18 protein-coding genes and 1 pseudogene are annotated in these 17,495 nt (G+C 71.2%); 13 read left to right on the forward strand and 6 right to left on the reverse strand.

The features are described 5' to 3' along the window. Positions 1-61: 61 nt before the first annotated feature. The 7 genes and pseudogenes from ACXNSR_RS21655 (at position 62) to ACXNSR_RS21685 (ending at position 5,356) form a co-directional block, all read left to right on the forward strand. Positions 62-574: a DinB family protein gene (locus ACXNSR_RS21655; protein WP_458637187.1), complete on the forward strand. Its 513-nt coding sequence runs from the start codon at positions 62-64 to the stop codon at positions 572-574. A 24-nt stretch (positions 575-598) separates the two neighbouring features. Continuing rightward, positions 599-1,213 carry a PadR family transcriptional regulator gene (locus tag ACXNSR_RS21660; protein WP_458637188.1) on the forward strand — a complete coding sequence of 205 codons (615 nt, stop codon included), beginning with the start codon at positions 599-601 and terminating at the stop codon, positions 1,211-1,213. A gap of 78 nt (positions 1,214-1,291) precedes the next feature. Continuing rightward, positions 1,292-2,224: an ATP-binding cassette domain-containing protein gene (locus ACXNSR_RS21665; protein WP_458637189.1), complete on the forward strand. Its 933-nt coding sequence runs from the start codon at positions 1,292-1,294 to the stop codon at positions 2,222-2,224. After that, positions 2,221-3,003, forward strand: a complete 783-nt coding sequence (locus tag ACXNSR_RS21670; RefSeq protein WP_458637190.1) for an ABC transporter permease — start codon at positions 2,221-2,223, stop codon at positions 3,001-3,003. The genes ACXNSR_RS21665 and ACXNSR_RS21670 overlap by 4 nt, the downstream gene beginning before the upstream one ends. A 75-nt stretch (positions 3,004-3,078) precedes the next feature. Further along, positions 3,079-3,837 (forward strand): MerR family transcriptional regulator, encoded by a 759-nt coding sequence (locus tag ACXNSR_RS21675; RefSeq protein ID WP_458637191.1) that lies wholly within the window; start codon positions 3,079-3,081, stop codon positions 3,835-3,837. A 118-nt stretch (positions 3,838-3,955) separates the two neighbouring features. Next, a pseudogene (locus tag ACXNSR_RS21680) lies at positions 3,956-4,633 on the forward strand (DedA family protein); the annotation flags it as partial. 159 nt (positions 4,634-4,792) lie between these two features. Then, complete coding sequence (locus tag ACXNSR_RS21685; RefSeq protein ID WP_458637192.1) at positions 4,793-5,356, forward strand: hypothetical protein; 564 nt, start codon at positions 4,793-4,795, stop codon at positions 5,354-5,356. 20 nt (positions 5,357-5,376) lie between these two features. On the opposite strand, the gene ACXNSR_RS21690 is transcribed toward ACXNSR_RS21685, so the two are convergent. Together ACXNSR_RS21690 and ACXNSR_RS21695 are read right to left on the reverse strand one after the other, a co-directional pair. Beyond that, the gene (locus tag ACXNSR_RS21690; protein WP_458637193.1) at positions 5,377-7,017 is read right to left on the reverse strand and encodes a threonine/serine exporter family protein; all 1,641 of its coding nucleotides are present in this window, start codon (positions 7,015-7,017) and stop codon (positions 5,377-5,379) included. Between the two features lie 218 nt (positions 7,018-7,235). After that, positions 7,236-7,730 carry an inorganic diphosphatase gene (locus ACXNSR_RS21695; protein ID WP_030756147.1) on the reverse strand — a complete coding sequence of 165 codons (495 nt, stop codon included), beginning with the start codon at positions 7,728-7,730 and terminating at the stop codon, positions 7,236-7,238. A gap of 163 nt (positions 7,731-7,893) precedes the next feature. Between ACXNSR_RS21695 and dacB the strand changes: the two genes are divergently transcribed. The 6 genes from dacB (at position 7,894) to folE (ending at position 15,359) form a co-directional block, all read left to right on the forward strand. Next, entirely contained in the window at positions 7,894-9,342 is a 1,449-nt protein-coding gene (dacB, locus tag ACXNSR_RS21700; protein WP_458637194.1) for a D-alanyl-D-alanine carboxypeptidase/D-alanyl-D-alanine endopeptidase, read from the forward strand. Between the two features lie 38 nt (positions 9,343-9,380). Further along, entirely contained in the window at positions 9,381-10,523 is a 1,143-nt protein-coding gene (locus tag ACXNSR_RS21705) for a zinc-dependent metalloprotease (RefSeq protein ID WP_458637195.1), read from the forward strand. Positions 10,524-10,747: 224 nt separating this feature from the next. Further along, the gene (gene tilS / locus ACXNSR_RS21710; protein ID WP_458637196.1) at positions 10,748-11,788 is read left to right on the forward strand and encodes a tRNA lysidine(34) synthetase TilS; all 1,041 of its coding nucleotides are present in this window, start codon (positions 10,748-10,750) and stop codon (positions 11,786-11,788) included. A 65-nt stretch (positions 11,789-11,853) separates the two neighbouring features. Next, the gene (hpt, locus tag ACXNSR_RS21715) at positions 11,854-12,414 is read left to right on the forward strand and encodes a hypoxanthine phosphoribosyltransferase (RefSeq protein ID WP_030010907.1); all 561 of its coding nucleotides are present in this window, start codon (positions 11,854-11,856) and stop codon (positions 12,412-12,414) included. Positions 12,415-12,617: 203 nt separating this feature from the next. Next, positions 12,618-14,645 carry an ATP-dependent zinc metalloprotease FtsH gene (ftsH, locus tag ACXNSR_RS21720; RefSeq protein ID WP_458637197.1) on the forward strand — a complete coding sequence of 676 codons (2,028 nt, stop codon included), beginning with the start codon at positions 12,618-12,620 and terminating at the stop codon, positions 14,643-14,645. 105 nt (positions 14,646-14,750) lie between these two features. Continuing rightward, complete coding sequence (folE, locus tag ACXNSR_RS21725) at positions 14,751-15,359, forward strand: GTP cyclohydrolase I FolE (RefSeq protein ID WP_030726949.1); 609 nt, start codon at positions 14,751-14,753, stop codon at positions 15,357-15,359. A 53-nt stretch (positions 15,360-15,412) separates the two neighbouring features. On the opposite strand, the gene ACXNSR_RS21730 is transcribed toward folE, so the two are convergent. From ACXNSR_RS21730 to ACXNSR_RS21745, 4 genes are all read right to left on the reverse strand, one after another. After that, on the reverse strand, positions 15,413-15,898 hold the full coding sequence (locus ACXNSR_RS21730) for a DUF3180 domain-containing protein (protein WP_458637198.1): 486 nt from the start codon (positions 15,896-15,898) through the stop codon (positions 15,413-15,415). A gap of 50 nt (positions 15,899-15,948) precedes the next feature. Further along, positions 15,949-16,557, reverse strand: a complete 609-nt coding sequence (folK, locus tag ACXNSR_RS21735; protein ID WP_458637199.1) for a 2-amino-4-hydroxy-6-hydroxymethyldihydropteridine diphosphokinase — start codon at positions 16,555-16,557, stop codon at positions 15,949-15,951. Then, positions 16,554-16,913, reverse strand: a complete 360-nt coding sequence (gene folB, locus ACXNSR_RS21740) for a dihydroneopterin aldolase (RefSeq protein ID WP_030010912.1) — start codon at positions 16,911-16,913, stop codon at positions 16,554-16,556. Before folB ends, folK begins: the two co-directional genes overlap by 4 nt. Before the next feature lie 129 nt (positions 16,914-17,042). After that, on the reverse strand, positions 17,043-17,486 hold the full coding sequence (locus ACXNSR_RS21745) for a nuclear transport factor 2 family protein (protein WP_030726966.1): 444 nt from the start codon (positions 17,484-17,486) through the stop codon (positions 17,043-17,045). Between the last annotated feature and the right edge of the window lie 9 nt (positions 17,487-17,495).

Raw genomic sequence — 17,495 nt, forward strand, 5'->3', positions numbered from 1 at the left:
TGTCGGGGGGAGGCCCCCCGGCACGACACCTCAGGACACCTCACGCACAAGGCGGTCTGTCATGGCTCAGATTTCCCCCGAAGTCCTCGGCGACGAGCGCGGCACCCTGCTCGCCTTCGTCGAGGCGCAGCGCGCCGCGATCCGCGAGTCGGTCCTCGGGCTCAGCGAGGAGCAGGCCGCGAGCCGCCCCAGCGCCAGCGAGCTCACCCTGTCCGGTCTGATCAAGCACGTGGCCGAGGTCGAGCTGAACTGGCTGCGCCTCGCCCAGCAGGCGCCGAACGAGAAGGCGCGCACCCAGGAGACCTGGGGCGAGGCCTTCCGCCTGGTCGACGGCGAGTCCATCCCCTCGGTCCTGGCCTTCTGGGACGAGGTCGCGCGGCAGACGGCGGAGTTCGTCGCCGGAGTCCCGAGTCTGGACGAGACCTTCCCCCTGCCCCCGGCGCCCTGGTTCCCCAAGGACGCCAAGGTCTCGATGCGCTGGATGCTCCTGCACCTCGTGGAGGAGTTCGCCCGGCACGCGGGTCACGCGGACATCGTCCGCGAATCCCTCGACGGCACCAAGGCGATGGGCTGACCGGTGGGGGCTTAGCCTGGCCCCATGTCAGCGATCCGGCTTCTTGTCCTCGGCGCGGTCCGCCAGCACGGGCGGGCCCACGGGTACCAGGTGCGCAACGACCTGGAGTACTGGGGCGCCCACGAGTGGTCGAACACCAAGCCCGGATCGATCTACCACGCGCTCAAGCAGATGGCCAAGCAGGGCGTCCTGCACGCCCACGAGGTGGGGCCGAGCGCGGCGGGCGGGCCGCCGCGGACCGAGTACGAGGTGACGGACGCCGGCCGCGAGGAGTACTTCCGGCTGCTGCGCGAGGCCCTCGCGGCGTACGACCAGAAGACGGACGTGCTGTCGGCGGCGATCGGCTTCATGGTCGATCTGCCGCGGGCGGAGGTGCTCGCGCTGCTCCGGGAGCGGCTGGCGAAGCTGGCGCTGTGGCGGTCGTCGGTGACGGACTACTACACGCCGGAGGGCGGCCCGGAGGCGCTGGGCCACATCGGCGAGATCATGCACAGGTGGGTCCACTCCGCGGACGCGGAGGCGGAGTGGACGCGGGGCCTGATCGACCGGATCGAAGCGGGCGCGTACTCCTTCGCGGGCGAGGGCGGCGAGCCGTTCGTGGGGGTCCTCGCGGACGGCCAGGAGAACCCGTACGCCTAATCAAGTTTGACTAGCCCAAGAGCGGGCAGTACCTTTGCGCGTCCTGGTAATCAAATTTGACTAATGAGTGGGTGAGGAGTGGCCTTGGCGATCTCCGTCGAAGGTGTCCACAAGCGCTACGGCGACCAGCAGGCCCTGGCCGGGCTCGACCTCGAGGTCGCGGACGGCACCGTGCACGCGGTGCTCGGCCCCAACGGCGCCGGCAAGACCACGGCCGTTCGGATCATGAGCACCCTGCTCCGCCACGACGCGGGGGTGGTCCGGGTGGCGGGCCACGACGTGCGCACGGACCCGGCGGCCGTCCGCGCCCGGATCGGGCTGCTCGGCCAGCACGCCGCGCTCGACGAGGAACTGAGCGGCCGGCAGAACCTGGAGATGTTCGGCCGCCTGCACCACCTCGGCGCGCGCCGGGCCGGGCGGCGCGCCGACGGACTGCTGGAGCGCTTCGGCCTCGCGGACACCGGCCGCAAGGCGGTCGGGCAGTACAGCGGCGGCATGCGGCGCCGGCTCGACCTCGCCGCCTCCCTGATCACGGACCCCGAGGTGCTGTTCCTGGACGAGCCGACCACCGGCCTCGACCCGCGCGGCCGCGCCGAGGTGTGGGCCGCGGTCCGCTCCCTGGTCGGCGGCGGTACCACCGTCCTGCTCACCACGCAGTACCTGGAGGAGGCCGACCAGCTGGCCGACCGGATCGCCCTCATCGATGGCGGCCGGGTCGCCGCCGAGGGCACGGCCGACGAACTGAAGGCCCTGGTCGGGGCGGACCGGATCGTCGTGGTCCTGCGGGACGCGGCCCGGCTGGCCGAGGCCGCGCGGCTGCTGCCCGACCCCGCCGTCGACCCCGACACCCTGACCCTGAGCTTTCCGGTGGCGGACCGGATGGCGGGCCTGGCCCGGACCCTGCGGACGCTGGAGGGGGCGGGCATCGAGGCGGCCGACCTCGCCGTCCGGCGCCCCACGCTGGACGAGGTCTTCCTGCACCTGACCGACCGCGAGGAGGTGGCCGCATGAGCGCCGCATGGGTGGTCTCGGACTCCTGGACGATGACCCGGCGCGAGCTGGCGCACTGGGCGCGCCAGCCGGTCCGGATGATCGTCGGCCTGGTCTTCCCCGTGATGATGCTGCTGATGTTCGGCTTCCTGGTGGGCGGCGGACGCGGGATCGACGGCGAGTACGTCGAGTTCCTGGTCCCGGGGATGCTCGCCCTCACCATGGCCTTCGGGCTGGAGGCCACCCTGACGGCCGTCACCCAGGACCTGAACAAGGGGGTGATCGACCGCTTCCGCGCCATGCCGATGTCCTCCTCGGCGGTCCTGGTGGGCCGCAGCGCCGCCGACGTGCTCCAGTCGGCCGTGGGGCTGGTGGTCCTCGCCGCGGTCGGGCTGCTGCTCGGCTGGCGCTGGCACGGCGGCGCGGCGGCCGCCCTGCTCGCCTTCGGGCTGCTCCTGCTGCTGCGGTTCGCGATGCTGTGGATCGGGATCTGGCTCGGCATGGTCGCGGGCCGGCCGGAGCTGGTGCAGGCGGTGCAGATCCTGGTGTGGCCGGTGGGCTTCCTGTCCAACGCGTTCGCCACGCCGGAGTCGATGCCCGGCTGGCTGGGAGCGGTGGTGGAATGGAACCCGCTCTCCGCGACGGCCACCGCCGTGCGCGACCTGTTCGGCAACCCGGCCGCGGCGCCGCCGTCGTGGGCCGCCGACCACGCGGCCCTGCTGGCGGTCGTCTGGCCGCTGCTGCTGCTCGCGGTCTTCTTCCCGCTGGCGGTGGGCCGCTACCGGGGCCTGAGCAGGTAGCCGCGGAAGGGACTTGCACCTCACGCGGCGTGAGGAACCACAGTGAGGGGCGTACCCGAGCAGAGGAGGGAAGAAATGGGCTTCTCCGTGGGCCAGGTCGCCGGTTTCGCCGGGGTCACGGTGCGCACCCTGCACCACTACGACGAGATCGGGCTGCTCTCCCCGAGCGGCCGCAGCGGCGCGGGACACCGTCGGTACGACGACGCCGACCTGGACCGGCTGCAGCGGATCCTGTTCTACCGGGAGCTCGGCTTCCCCCTCGACGAGGTCGCGGTCCTGCTGGACGACCCGGATTCGGATCCTCAGGAGCATCTGCGCCGGCAGCATGCCCTGCTGACCGACCGGATCGCCCGGCTCCAGCAGATGGCCAAGGCCGTTGAGCACGCCATGGAGGCGAAGAAGATGGGCATCAATCTCACGCCCGAGGAGAAGTTCGAGGTCTTCGGGGACGAGGACCCGGAGCAGTACGCGCAGGAGGTGGAGGAGCGCTGGGGCGACACCGACGCGTACGCCGAGTCGCAGCGCCGGGCCGCCTCGTACACGAAGGACGACTGGCAGCGGATCCAGGACGAGTCCGCCGAATGGGGCCGCCGGTACGTGGCGGCCATGGAGGCGGGCGAGCCCGCCGACGGCGAGCGCGCGATGGACCTGGCCGAGGAGCACCGCCTGCACATCCACAGGTGGTTCTACGACTGCCCGTACGAGATGCACACGTGCCTCGGCGAGATGTACGTGGCGGACGAGCGGTTCACCGCGTTCTACGACGCGATGAAGCCGGGGTTCGCCGCGCACCTGCGGGACGCGATCCTGGCGAACGGTGTGCGCAACCTGTAAGCGGAATGTCACGCACATGCCCCCCACCCGTACCTGGAACTGGGTGGGGGTCGTGTGCGTTGATAATTGAAAACCGCCCGTCCCGCTGCACGTCCCGATCCAGGAGAGCCCGGAACCCGTGTATACGCTTGCGCTCGGCCCTACGTGGCTGTCCCCGGACTATCTGATCTCGCACTTCGGTCTGATCGGCATCCTGGTCATCGTCTTCGCCGAGTCGGGACTCTTCGCGTTCCTCCCGGGCGACTCCCTGCTGTTCACCGCGGGCCTGCTGGTCGCGGACGGGCAGTACATCAAGCAGCCGCTGTGGCTGGTCTGCACCCTGATCGTGGCCGCCGCGATCATCGGTGACCAGGTCGGCTACATGATCGGCAAGTTCTTCGGGCCGAAGCTCTTCAACCGGCCGAAGTCCAAGCTCTTCAAGCGGGAGAACCTGGACAAGGCGCACGAGTTCATGGACAAGCACGGCCCGAAGGCCATCGTGCTCGCCCGCTTCGTGCCGATCATCCGTACCTTCGCCCCGATGGTCGCGGGCGCCGGCACGATGAAGTACCGCACCTTCCTGACCTACAACATCATCGGCGGCATCGGCTGGGGTGCGGGCGTCACGATCGCCGGCTACTGGCTCGGCCAGATCGAGTTCATCAAGACGAACGTCGAGCCGATCCTGGTCGGCATCGTCCTGATCTCGGTCATCCCGGTGATCTTCGAGGTGCTGAAGGCCCGCAAGGAGGGCAAGGCGAACGCCGGCGCCGAGGCGGTCGAGGCCGTGGCCGACGGCTCCGCCCCGCAGACCCCGGGCACGCGCGGCCGCCACGCCAAGCGCTGAGCGCCCGCCCACGGCGCCCCGCGCGCCCGTAACGCCCCGGAGGCCACCAGAGGGCCCCGGGGCGTACGTGTGCCCGTACAGGGGCCCCCGCGTCCGTCCCGGGACCCCGCCTGCGGCAGGGTGGGCCGCATGACGCGATCTCTTGCCGCAGCGGGTCTGCGGGCCGTGGACGGGTGGGTCGAGCCCGAGGGGCTCATACCGCCGTTCCTCACCGGGCAGGCGCCGAGCTGTCCGCCGCAGGAGGGCCGCGTCGAGGCGGTGCTGGACGTCATGGACCCCCTGCTGCACGAGAGGGCGAACGCCGACTGGTACCGCCTGGCGGTCGAAGGGGGCCTCTTCGCCGAGGCCGACCGCAGGTTCCTGCTCGCCCGCAGTCCCGTGGAGGGCGGCCACAGCCGGTGGCAGTGCGTCGAGTTGCAGGACGGCTGGGACATCATGGGCAGGGGCGCGGCCGGGCCGCTCGGCAGCGCGCCGCTGCGCCCCGAGTTCCGCATGCTCTCGCTCGACGGGAACGTGCTGTGCTTCGCCACGACGTGGGAACACGCGATCAGCACCTCGGTACTGACGGCGCCGCACCGTTCGCGGGTCCTGCGCCGGTTCGCCGAATGGGTGGCCCAGGGGGCGATGGACGGGGCGGAGGAGCCGCCGCTGAGCACGACGGTGCGCCGGTGGCTCGACGCTTCCGCCGACTGAGGGGCCGGGGGGAGGGGGGCTCAGAAGCCGCGGGTCCGCTTCGCCGCACGGCGCTTGGCGGCGCTCGCCGCCCCCGGGATGCGCATGAACAGCCGCGAGGCCTCCGACCCGAGGTTGACCCCGATCGCGATGGCCAGCGCGATGGCCGCGGCGTTCACCAGCGAGCCCAGGCCCTCGTTCAGCCGGTTCTCGGCGATCAGCAGCAGGCCGTAGTACACCGCCGAGCCGGGCAGCAGCGGGCCGATGGCAGCCGTCACGTACGGCAGGGCGGACGCGAAGCGGTAGCGGGAGAAGAGCTGCCCGAAGAGGCCCACCAGCCCCGCCGCGATGGCCGTGGACGGTACGGGCGGGATGCCGCCCGCATAGTGCAGCGCCCCGAAGGTGACCCAGGCGACCGCGCCGTTCAGCGTCACGATCCACACGGTGGAGCGTTCCTGCTGGAGCAGGATCGCGAAGGTGAACACCAGCACCATCGAGGCGGCGATCTGGATCAGCGGCCGCTGCTGGATCTGGAGGACCTCCTCCGGCCGCGGCGAGGCGTCGAACTGCAGCCCGACGTAGAGCACCACCAGCACGCCCATGATGATGCCGATGAAGAGGTACATGACCTCCAGCAGCCGGGCCGAGGCGGTGATGTAGTAGCCGGTCAGGCCGTCCTGCACGGCCGCGACCACGGCCCGTCCCGGCAGCAGCGCGAACAGCCCACCGGTGATCACGGCGGAGGCCTTGACGTCGATCCCCGTCATGTTGAGCGCGACCCCGATGGCGGCCGGCGGCATCGCGGCGACCACGAACTGGTAGAACTCGGGCAGCCCGCGCCCGGCGCACAGCCAGGCCAGACGGTCACCGAGCATCGCGCCGATCGCGGCGGCGAAGAAGACGAGCACCCCGCCGCCGACGAGGGTGGAGGCCGCCCCGGCGAGCAGTCCGGCGGAGGCCGTGAGCATCCAGCCGGGGTACGGGTGCCGGTTGCGGCGGATCTCGGCGAGGCGCCGGTAGGCCTCCTCCAGCGACACGTCGATCTCGTGCGCGCTGATGTCGTCCACCAGCCGGAACACGGCCGCGAGCCGGTTGTAGTCGGTGCCGCGGCGGCGCACGGTCCGGCTGGCCGAGACCGGGTCGCCCACCAGCGAGGGGTGGTGGCTGATCGACAGCATGGTGAAGGTGACGGTCGGCTCGCAGCGGTCCAGCCCGTACGAGCGGGCCACCGCGAACATCGCGGCCTCCACGTCCTCGGCGCCCTCACCGCCCGCGAGCAGCAGCTCGCCGATGCGCAGCGTCAGGTCGAGCACCCGGCCCACTGCGGGCCCGGTCTCGCTGTGGCGCTGGACGAGCTCCGGTACGGGGCGCACGTCGACCGGCATGCGCAGCATCGTGCGCATGCGGTCCTGCCAGGGCGATTCCTTCATCTGCGCGACGGGGAAGCCCTGGCCGGGGGTGTAGGCGAGCGGGGACTGCGCGGCGCGGTAGGTGGCCGGGGCGGCGAAGGCCGACCCCTCGGGCTCGGGCTCCACCGGATCGGCGCCCGCCGGACGGGCGAATTCCGAGGTGGGCTGGTCCTCCTCCGGAACACCCGGCTCGATTCCGGGCGGCGGTGTGAAGGCGCTGTGCGCCTCGTCGGACTGGGGCTTCCTGTCCTCGGCCCCGTCGGCCTCCGCCACGCGTCCTCCAGTCCGTGATCACCCGGGGTATCAGTATGCGGAACCGTTTCCTCCCGCCGCACACCCAGTGCACGCCCCGCGCCTGCCCGGGGCGCGCCCGGCCACACCCGCCGCACCGGCCCGCGAACGCGACAGCGGGCGGCATCCCAGAGGGATACCGCCCGCCATGTCACCGGGGCGCGGGGCAGTGCCCCGGCCCGTTACCGCCGAGCGCGAGCTCAGTGGTGGCCGCCCTGCGCCTCCAGGCGCTTGAACGAGGCCTCGATCTCGGCCTCGGCCTCGGTGCGGCCGACCCAGTTCGCGCCCTCGACGGACTTGCCGGGCTCCAGGTCCTTGTAGACCTCGAAGAAGTGCTGGATCTCCAGGCGGTCGAACTCGGACACGTGGTGGATGTCGCGCAGGTGCTCGACACGCGGGTCGGAGGCCGGCACGCACAGCAGCTTGGCGTCGCCGCCCGCCTCGTCCGTCATGTTGAACATGCCGATGGCGCGGCACTTGATCAGGCAGCCCGGGAAGGTCGGCTCGTCGAGGATGACCAGCGCGTCCAGCGGGTCGCCGTCCTCGCCGAGGGTGTTCTCGACGAAGCCGTAGTCGGCCGGGTAGCTGGTCGAGGTGAAGAGGCGACGGTCCAGACGGATCCGGCCGGTCTCGTGGTCCACCTCGTACTTGTTCCGCGAACCCTTGGGGATCTCGATGGTGACGTCGAACTCCACGTCCTGCTCCTCCATGATCAGCTGCATTGCTTCGGGACTGCGTCGTTTCACCTGCGTGCGCGTCCGGCCCAGCCCTGCCGGGTGGGGTGCCATGCTCGCGGCAAGACGCAGTGGTTAAGTGTCCCTCACGCATATGTGTGATCGCGAAAGGGGCTGGTCCGAGGTGCCATTGGTCAAGACCTGGCAGCTCATCGCGGGGTCGGCCGTCGCCGGCCTCGCCCTGTCGGTGGCAGCGGTGGCCGCCGCCGGTCCTTGGGACTCCGGCCAGCGTAAGGCCGAGCGGGACAGAGCCGCCTCCTGGGGCCGCACGGGTGGCGCAGATCACGGTGGAGGGCCCGCTTCCGGCGCCGTGCCCCAGGCCGCGCCCAGCGCCCCCGGGGTGCTCGGCGCGATCGGCCCCGGCGCCCCGCGCGGCCAGAGCGCCCCCGCCGCGCCCGCCGCCACCGGCGGCCTGGCCGCAGCGCTCAAGCCGCTGCTCGCCGACCCCGCGCTCGGCACCGTCCGCACCGCGTCCGTCGTCGACACCGCCACCGGGCAGGTCCTCTACGAGTCCGGGGCGCGGGACGCGATGACCCCCGCCTCCACCGTCAAGATCGCCACCGCCGCGGCCGTTCTGGCCGCCCTCGGACCCGAGCACCGGATCCGGACCACCGTCACGCCCGGCACCACCCCCGGACAGATCGTCCTGGTCGGCGGCGGCGACCCCTCGCTCACCGCGAAGAAGAAGAGCCCCGCCGGATCCGGCGGCAGCCTCGTCGCCCTCGCCGCCGACACCGCGCAGGCCCTCAAGGCCGCCGGCACCGAATCCGTGACCCTCGGGTACGACGACAGCCTCTACACCGGCCCCGTCCGCCACCCGATCGGCGCCAACCCCAACATCGCTCCGGTGACCGCCCTGACGGCCGACGAGGGCCGGCCCGACGACTCCGCCTCCGGACCCGTGGACCGCACCGACGACCCCTCCGGGGACGCCGCCCGGGCCTTCCGCACCCTGCTGGCCGATCGCGGCATCAAGGTCACCGGCGAACCGGCCAGAGCCAGACCCGCCGCCGGCGTCCAGCCGCTGGCCGTCACCCTCTCCACCCCGGTCGCCGGGCTCGTCGAGCGCATGCTGACCAGCAGCGACAACGACATCGCCGAGGCCCTCGCCCGCCAGACCGCCCTCGCCTCCGGCCGCCCCGCCGGCTTCGAGGGCGCCGAACAGGCCGTCACCGACCGGCTCACCGCACTCGGCATCGACACCACCGGCTCCCGGTTCGCCGACGGCAGCGGCCTCAACCGCGCCGACAGGATCAGCGCGGGCCTGCTGACCGGGCTCCTCACCAAGGCCGCCGACCCCCAGCACCCCGAGCTGCGGCCGGTCCTGACCGGGCTGCCCGTCGCCGGATTCACCGGCACCCTCAAGGCCCGCAACTCCGGCAGCTCCCCGGCCGCCGGCCTGCTCCGCGCCAAGACCGGCACCCTGTCCGGGGTGAACTCCCTCTCCGGGACGGTCGTCGACCCCTCCGGCCGACTCCTCGCCTTCGCCTTCCTGACGGCGAACACCCCCGGCCCCGAGGGCGCCGAGAAGGCTCTCGACAAGCTGGCCGCGGCCGTCGCGACCGCTTCGTAGGGGGTCCGCCGGAGGCCCGGTCCACGTACGGTTGACGCATGACGAGCATCGGTGGTGCGGAGATGGTCGACTGGAACCTCGCGGTGGCGACCGCGACCCGACTGGTACGACCCGGCCCGGAGGTCACCCGGGACGAGGCGCGGGCCGTCGTGGCGGAGCTGCGGCGGCACGCCAGGACCTCGGAACGGCACGTGCGCGAGTTCACCCGGATGATCCCCGAGGGGGCGGCCGTCCCCGACACCCCCGTCCTGGTCGTCGACCGGGCCGGCTGGGTCAGGGCCAACGTCGCCGGCTTCCGCGAACTGCTCCAGCCGCTCCTCGGCAAGATGCAGGACCGCCGCGCGGGCGCCCCCGGCGGAGCCGTCCTCGGCACCGTCGGCGGCAAGGTCACCGGAGTCGAGCTCGGCATGCTGCTGAGCTTCCTGGCCTCCCGGGTCCTGGGCCAGTACGAGACCTTCGCGCCCGTCTCCCGGGACCTGCCCGCCTCCGCCGCCGGCGGCCGGCTGCTGCTCGTCGCCCCCAACATCGTGCACGTCGAGCGCGAGCTGGAGGTGCACCCGCACGACTTCCGGCTGTGGGTCTGCCTGCACGAGGAGACGCACCGTACGCAGTTCACGGCCGTCCCCTGGCTGCGCGACCACCTCGAAGGCGAAATCCAGACGTTCCTCGGAGCCACCGAGGTGGACCCCTCCACCGTCCTGGAACGCATCCGGGAGGCCGCCCAGTCCTTCGCGGGCGCCCGCCCCGACGCCGAGCACGGCGACGAGGGCCGCTCCCTCGTGGAGCTCGTGCAGACCCCCGAGCAGCGCGAGATCCTGAGCCGGCTCACCGCCGTCATGTCCCTGCTGGAGGGCCACGCCGACTTCGTCATGGACGGGGTCGGTCCCCAGGTGGTGCCCTCGGTCGCCGAGATCCGGGAGAAGTTCCAGCAGCGCAGGGCCAGCGGGGCCGGCCGCCTCGACGCCGCCCTGCGCAAGCTGCTGGGCCTGGACGCCAAGCTGCGCCAGTACCGCGACGGCGAGCGCTTCGTGCGCGCCGTCGTCGGCCAGGTCGGCATGGACGGCTTCAACCGGGTGTGGACCTCCCCGAACACACTGCCGACCAAGGCCGAGATCGCCAGGCCCGCCGACTGGGTCGCCCGGGTGCACAGCAAGGGGAGCGAACAGAGCGAAGCGGAGTGACACAGGGGGCGTAAACATGTCTCACTGGGGGAAGCAGCGTCACCCGTCCGAGGGACCGTGGGCCGTGGAAGGGCGTGCGATGCTCGGGGAACGGCTCGGTTCTGTCACCATCGACGCACTCTGAGTGACATCCTCCCGTTCCGCGGGGGCGGCCGGGCAGCAGCACCCCAGCGCACCACCCCAACGCCTCCGAGGCATCCGAACTCCATCGAAGGGCACCGGACATGGGTCCCCATCCTGCGGTCGCGGCGATACGCCTGGCGGTCCGCCGCGTACTCCACGACGTCCTCACCGACCACACGGGCAGTTCCGCCGGCGGCCCCCGCCGCGCCGGGGGCTCCCTGCCGCTCGTCCTCGTCGCCTGCTCAGGCGGCGCCGACTCCATGGCGCTCGCCTCCGCCCTCGCCTTCGAGGCCCCCAAACTCGGCATCCGGCCCGGCGGCATCACCGTCGACCACGGCCTGCAGCCCGGCTCCGACCTGCGCGCCGCCGAGGTCGTCACCCGCATGACCGCACTCGGCCTCGACCCGGTGGAGTCCGTCGCCGTGCGCGTCGGCCGCGACGGCGGACCCGAGGCCGCCGCCCGCGACGCCCGCTACGGCGCCCTGGACGAAGCCGCCGACCGCCTGGGCGCCGCCGCCGTACTGCTCGGCCACACCCGGGACGATCAAGCCGAAACCGTCCTGCTGGGCCTGGCCCGCGGCTCCGGCATCCGCTCGCTCTCCGGCATGCCGGAGGTCTCCGGAGGCAGCGCGGGACGCACCAACCGCTACCGCCGCCCCTTCCTCCAGGTCGACCGGCAGACCGCCCGCAAGGCCTGCATGGTCCAGTCCCTCCCCGTCTGGGACGACCCGCACAACATCGACCCCGCCTACACCCGCTCCCGGCTGCGCCACGAGGGACTGCCCGCCCTGGAGAAAGCGCTCGGCAAGGGAGTCGTCGAGGCACTCGCCCGCACCGCGCAGCTCTCCCGGGACGACGCCGACGCCCTGGACGCCTGGGCCGCCGAGGCGGAGACCGGCGTACGCGACGCGGACGGCCGCCTGGAGTGCGCCAAGCTCTACGCCCTGCCCCCGGCCGTCCGCCGCCGCGTGCTGCGCAGGGCCGTCGTCGCGGCGGGTTCCCCCGCGGGCTCCCTCTTCGCCCGCCACATCGAAGAAGTCGACCGCCTCATCACCGGATGGCGCGGTCAGGGCGCCATCAACCTGCCCGGCCGGGTCGAGGCCCAGCGGCAGGGTGGCAGACTTGTCATCCGGCAGGGCTGATTGGTGCTGAAACACGGCTGAGTCCTCCGGGGTCGCCCCCGGAGCCCCGGCCGACAACGAAAGTGATGCGGGTGGACGAGAAGGACATGGGCAACGACCTCCAGTCGGTGCTCATCACCAAGGAAGAGATCGACGCGAAGCTGGCCGAGCTGGCCGCGAAGATCGACGCGGAGTACGCGGGCAAGGACCTGCTCATCGTCGGTGTGCTCAAGGGCGCCGTGATGGTGATGGCGGACCTGGCGCGCGCCTTGTCCACCCCGCTCACCATGGACTGGATGGCGGTGTCCTCGTACGGCGCCGGGACCCAGTCCTCCGGCGTGGTGCGGATCCTCAAGGACCTGGACACCGACATCAAGGACAAGCACGTCCTGATCGTCGAGGACATCATCGACTCCGGCCTGACGCTGTCCTGGCTGCTGTCGAACCTGGGCTCCCGCCAGCCGGCCTCCCTCGAGGTCGTCACGCTGCTGCGCAAGCCCGAGGCGGCGAAGGTCGCGATCGACGTGAAGTGGGTCGGCTTCGACATCCCCAACGAGTTCGTCGTGGGCTACGGCCTGGACTACGCGGAGAAGTACCGCAACCTGCCGTTCGTCGGCACGCTCGCCCCGCACGTCTACGGCGGCTGATCCCGCTCCCGCCCCCGGGAACCCCGGCAGTCCGCGGGGAACCTGGGGGCGTTTTTCTCCGTTGAAGCAGGGGAAAGCGGGTCTGTCAGCCGTCCCACAGGGCCGCGGGTGACAATTCAGGGGTACATTCCGAAGAACAGTCTTTACTCACAGCAGCATTTACCTACGGGCAGGAGGGACGGGACGCCCGGCGTCCCGTATGGATGGACGTGAAGCGATACTTCCGTGGGCCGGTCATGTGGATCGTGCTGGCCGTCCTCGCCGTGGTCGTGTTGATGAATGTCGTCGGCTCCGGCGGCGGCTACAAGTCGGTGGACACCAGCGAGGTCATCAAGGCGATCAACACTGGCCAGGTGGAGACAGCCAAGCTGACCACCGGCGACAGCCAGATGATCAAGATCGAGCTCAAGCAAGGCGAGAAGCTCGGCAAGCACGACGGCACCAAGTTCCAGGCCAACTACATCGGGGATCAGGGCGTCCAGCTCGCCCAGAGCCTCCAGACCAAGTACGACGCCGGTCAGATCCCGGACGGGTACTCCGTCACTCCGGACAAGACCAGCCCGTTCCTGAGCGTGCTGCTCTCGCTCCTGCCCTTCGTGCTCATCGTCCTGGTCTTCCTGTTCCTGATGAACCAGATGCAGGGCGGCGGCTCCCGGGTCATGAACTTCGGGAAGTCCAAGGCCAAGCTCATCACCAAGGACACCCCGAAGACCACGTTCGCCGATGTCGCGGGCTCGGACGAGGCCGTCGAGGAACTCCACGAGATCAAGGAGTTCCTGCAGGAGCCGGCGAAGTTCCAGGCCGTCGGCGCCAAGATCCCCAAGGGTGTGCTGCTGTACGGCCCGCCCGGCACCGGAAAGACCCTGCTCGCGCGTGCCGTCGCGGGCGAGGCCGGTGTCCCCTTCTACTCGATCTCCGGATCCGACTTCGTCGAGATGTTCGTCGGTGTCGGTGCCTCGCGTGTCCGCGACCTGTTCGAGCAGGCCAAGGCCAACGCCCCGGCGATCGTCTTCGTCGACGAGATCGACGCCGTCGGCCGGCACCGCGGTGCGGGTCTCGGCGGCGGTCACGACGAGCGCGAGCAGACCCTCAACCAGCTGCTGGTCGAGATGGACGGCTTCGACGTGAAGGGCGGCGTCATCCTGATCGCCGCCACGAACCGCCCGGACATCCTCGACCCGGCGCTGCTGCGCCCGGGCCGCTTCGACCGGCAGATCGCGGTCGACCGTCCGGACATGCAGGGCCGTCTGGAGATCCTCAAGGTCCACCAGAAGGGCAAGCCGGTCGCCCCGGACGTCGACCTGGGCGCCGTCGCCCGCCGCACGCCCGGCTTCACCGGTGCCGATCTCTCCAACGTCCTGAACGAGGCCGCGCTGCTCACGGCCCGCTCGGACAAGAAGCTGATCGACAACCACTCGCTGGACGAGGCGATCGACCGCGTCGTGGCGGGCCCGCAGAAGCGGACCCGGATCATGTCGGACCGGGAGAAGAAGATCACCGCGTACCACGAGGGCGGACACGCCCTGGTCGCGGCGGCCTCCCCGAACTCCGACCCGGTTCACAAGATCACGATCCTGTCCCGCGGCCGGGCCCTGGGCTACACCATGGTCCTGCCCGACGAGGACAAGTACTCGACCACGCGCAACGAGATGCTCGACCAGCTGGCGTACATGCTGGGCGGGCGCGCGGCGGAGGAGCTGGTCTTCCACGACCCGACCACCGGCGCGGCGAACGACATCGAGAAGGCCACCGCCACGGCGCGGGCCATGGTCACGCAGTACGGCATGACCGAGCGTCTCGGCGCGATCAAGTTCGGCGGCGACAACACCGAGCCGTTCCTGGGCCGCGAGATGTCGCACCCGCGGGACTACTCGGAAGAGGTCGCGGCGCTGGTCGACGAAGAGGTCAAGAAGCTCATCGAGACCGCGCACAACGAGGCCTGGGAGATCCTCGTCGAGAACCGTGACGTCCTCGACAACCTGGTCCTCGCGCTCCTCGAGAAGGAGACGCTGGGCAAGGAGGAGATCGCCGAGATCTTCTCGACGATCGTCAAGCGTCCGGCCCGCCCCGCGTGGACCGGCTCCGCCCGCCGCACCCCCTCCACCCGTCCGCCGGTGCTCTCTCCCAAGGAGCTCCAGCTGACGAACTCGGCGAACGGCACGTCGGCCAGTGTCGCGCCGGTCTCCACGGAGAAGGGCATCGAGGTCGCTCCCGAGGACCGCCCCGAGTAACCGGCGCCTCGAACGACCCGGAATGGAAGCCGCGCCCCCCAGGTTCTAGCCTGGGGGGCGCGGCACATTTGTACGACCGCGTGTGCGGACAGGAACGAGGATGAGATGACCGACCCAGTGACCCTGACCGGTGACGAGGGCAGGATCGGCGAGTTCGATGAGAAGCGCGCGGAGGCTGCGATCCGCGAGCTCCTGATCGCGGTCGGCGAGGACCCGGACCGCGAGGGACTGCTGGAGACCCCGGCGCGCGTGGCGCGGTCGTACCGGGAGATATTCGCCGGGCTGTACCAGAAGCCCGAAGAGGTCCTGACGACGACGTTCGACCTGGGCCACGACGAGATGGTCCTCGTGAAGGACATCGAAGTCATGAGTTCATGTGAACATCATCTGGTTCCGTTCCACGGCGTGGCGCACGTCGGCTACATCCCGTCCACCGACGGCAAGATCACCGGCCTGTCGAAGCTGGCCCGCCTCGTGGACGTGTTCGCCCGCCGCCCCCAGGTTCAGGAGCGCCTGACCACGCAGATCGCGGACTCCCTGATGGAGATCCTGGACCCGCGCGGGGTCATCGTGGTCATCGAGTGCGAGCACATGTGCATGACCATGCGCGGGGTCCGCAAGCCCGGCGCGAAGACCATCACCTCGGCCGTCCGCGGCCAGCTCCGCGACCCCGCCACCCGCAACGAGGCCATGTCCCTGATCATGGCCCGCTGAGCCGGACCCGGTCGGCCCCGGCCCGGGGCCGACCGACAGGCCCAGGCCCAGGCCTAAGCCTTGGCCGGGGCCTTGCCCGGGTCCTCGTCCTCCGGGAGTTTCAGGACGTGCTCCAGGAAGAGGGCCGCGGCGATGACCGCCGCGCCCGCCAGGACCGAGAAGCCGGCGTACCAGGCCTGGTCGCGGCGGGCGGGGACTTCCAGGGCGTCGGTCAGCAGGAAGACGCCCACACCGCCGTACATGCCCGCCACCAGCGCCGCCACCAGCGCGCTGGCCTGCCCGAACACCACCGCGCGGGCCGCCATCAGCGGCTCCACGCCCTTGGCGCCCGGGCGGCGCTCGCGCTGGGCCTTGAGGCGGGCGCGCATGGACAGGGCCGTGGCCAGCAGCACCGCCGCGATGATGCCCAGGACGATCGGCGCGGCCAGCGGAACGCCCGGCAGCGTGCCGTACGCGTTCCACAGCCGGGCACCGGCCCAGGACAGGACCCCGGCGACCACGAAGATGCCCGCCAGGACCCCCGGCCTCAGTTGCTTCACTTTGCCCGTTCCCCACTTTCAGCGAGTAGCCGTGAACAGGCTACTAACGACTACTCGGGGAGGTGGAGTTCCAGGTCGGGGCGCGGCTCCACGCCGACCAGGCCGATTTCGGCCAGCAGCGCGGTGACCGGGCCGCGGCCCGGGATCTGGGCCTCCGGGTCGATGTCGTGCCAGGGGGCCAGCACGAAGGCGCGCTGGTGGGCGCGCGGGTGCGGGAGGGTGAGGACCGGGTCGTCGGAGACCCGGTCGGCGTACGCGACGATGTCCACGTCGATCGTGCGCGGGCCCCAGCGCTCCTCGCGGACGCGGTCGAAGGCCTCCTCGACGGCGTGCGCGCGCTCCAGGAGCGAGGACGGCGGCAGGGTGGTCTTCACGGCGACGACCGCGTTGAGGTACGAGGGCTGCGAGCCGGGCTCGACGCCCCACGGCTCGGTCTCGTAGACGGGGGAGACGGCCTTGACCCGCATGCCGGGCGTGTCTCCGAGGGCGTCGATGGCGCCCTGGAGGGTCTCCAGCCGGTTGCCCAGGTTCGCGCCGAGCGCGATGACGGCCCATTTGGGGTTGGACAGGGTGACGTCCGCCGCGTCGACCGTCTCCACGACGGAGGCGGGTACCGGCTGGACGGTGGGGTCGCTCGGGGCGTTCAGTCCGTTGTTCATGCGCGGCTCCGGGTGATCGTGATGGTCACGTCGTCGAAGGGGACGGTGATGGGCGCGTCCGGCTTGTGGACGACGACCTCCACCTGCGCCACCGCTTCGTGCTTGAGGCACTGCTGGGCGATTCGCTCGGCCAGGGTTTCGATCAGGTCGACGGGCTCACCCTGGACGACGTCGACGACCTCTTCGGCTACTACCCCGTAATGCACGGTCTTTGCCAGGTCGTCCCCGGCCGCGGCGGGACGGGTGTCGAGATGCAGCACGAGGTCGACGATGAAGGTCTGGCCCTCCTCGCGTTCCCGGGGGAAGACGCCGTGGTGCCCGCGAGCCTTGAGGCCGCGCAGCGCGACACGATCCACGCGAATCACTCCTGCTTTCGTAGGTGCTTCCGGTCCCGGGGCTCCCCGGGGCCATGGCTGCGCCGAGTGCGGTCGGCGTCGTCCGTCTTCGAATTTACCTGCGAAATAGTCCGGGCCCTGCCGGAGGGGTCAGGAGGCGTCCTCCTCCTCGTCGTCGTCGGACTCCGTGAGCACGGGAGAACCGTGGTGGGACCAGAGTCGCCAGCCCTCGGATGTGCGTCGGAACACATTCGTCGCGACGACCAGCTGACCGACGAGCGGGCCGAGTTCCCCGCCGTCCTCGGCGGGGCCGCCGCTGAGGATGTTCTCCGTACACGTCACCAGGGCGGTATCGCCTATTACGGCCACTTTGGTGTCGGTGAGGAAGAACTGGATGTAGTCGGTGTGCGACATGATCAGCGCGTACGAGCGCAGGACCTCGCCGCGGCCCGAGAGCACCGGCCAGCCGGGGTGGACGCAGGAGATCTCGTCCTCCAGCCAGAGCGCCGACAGTGAGTCGAAGTCCCCCCGCTCCATTGCCTCGTAGAAGGCCGTGTTGACCTCTTCGACCGCCTCGATGTCGGTTCTGCTCACGGTGCTCCT

This window comes from Streptomyces sp. NC-S4 (assembly GCF_054353315.1).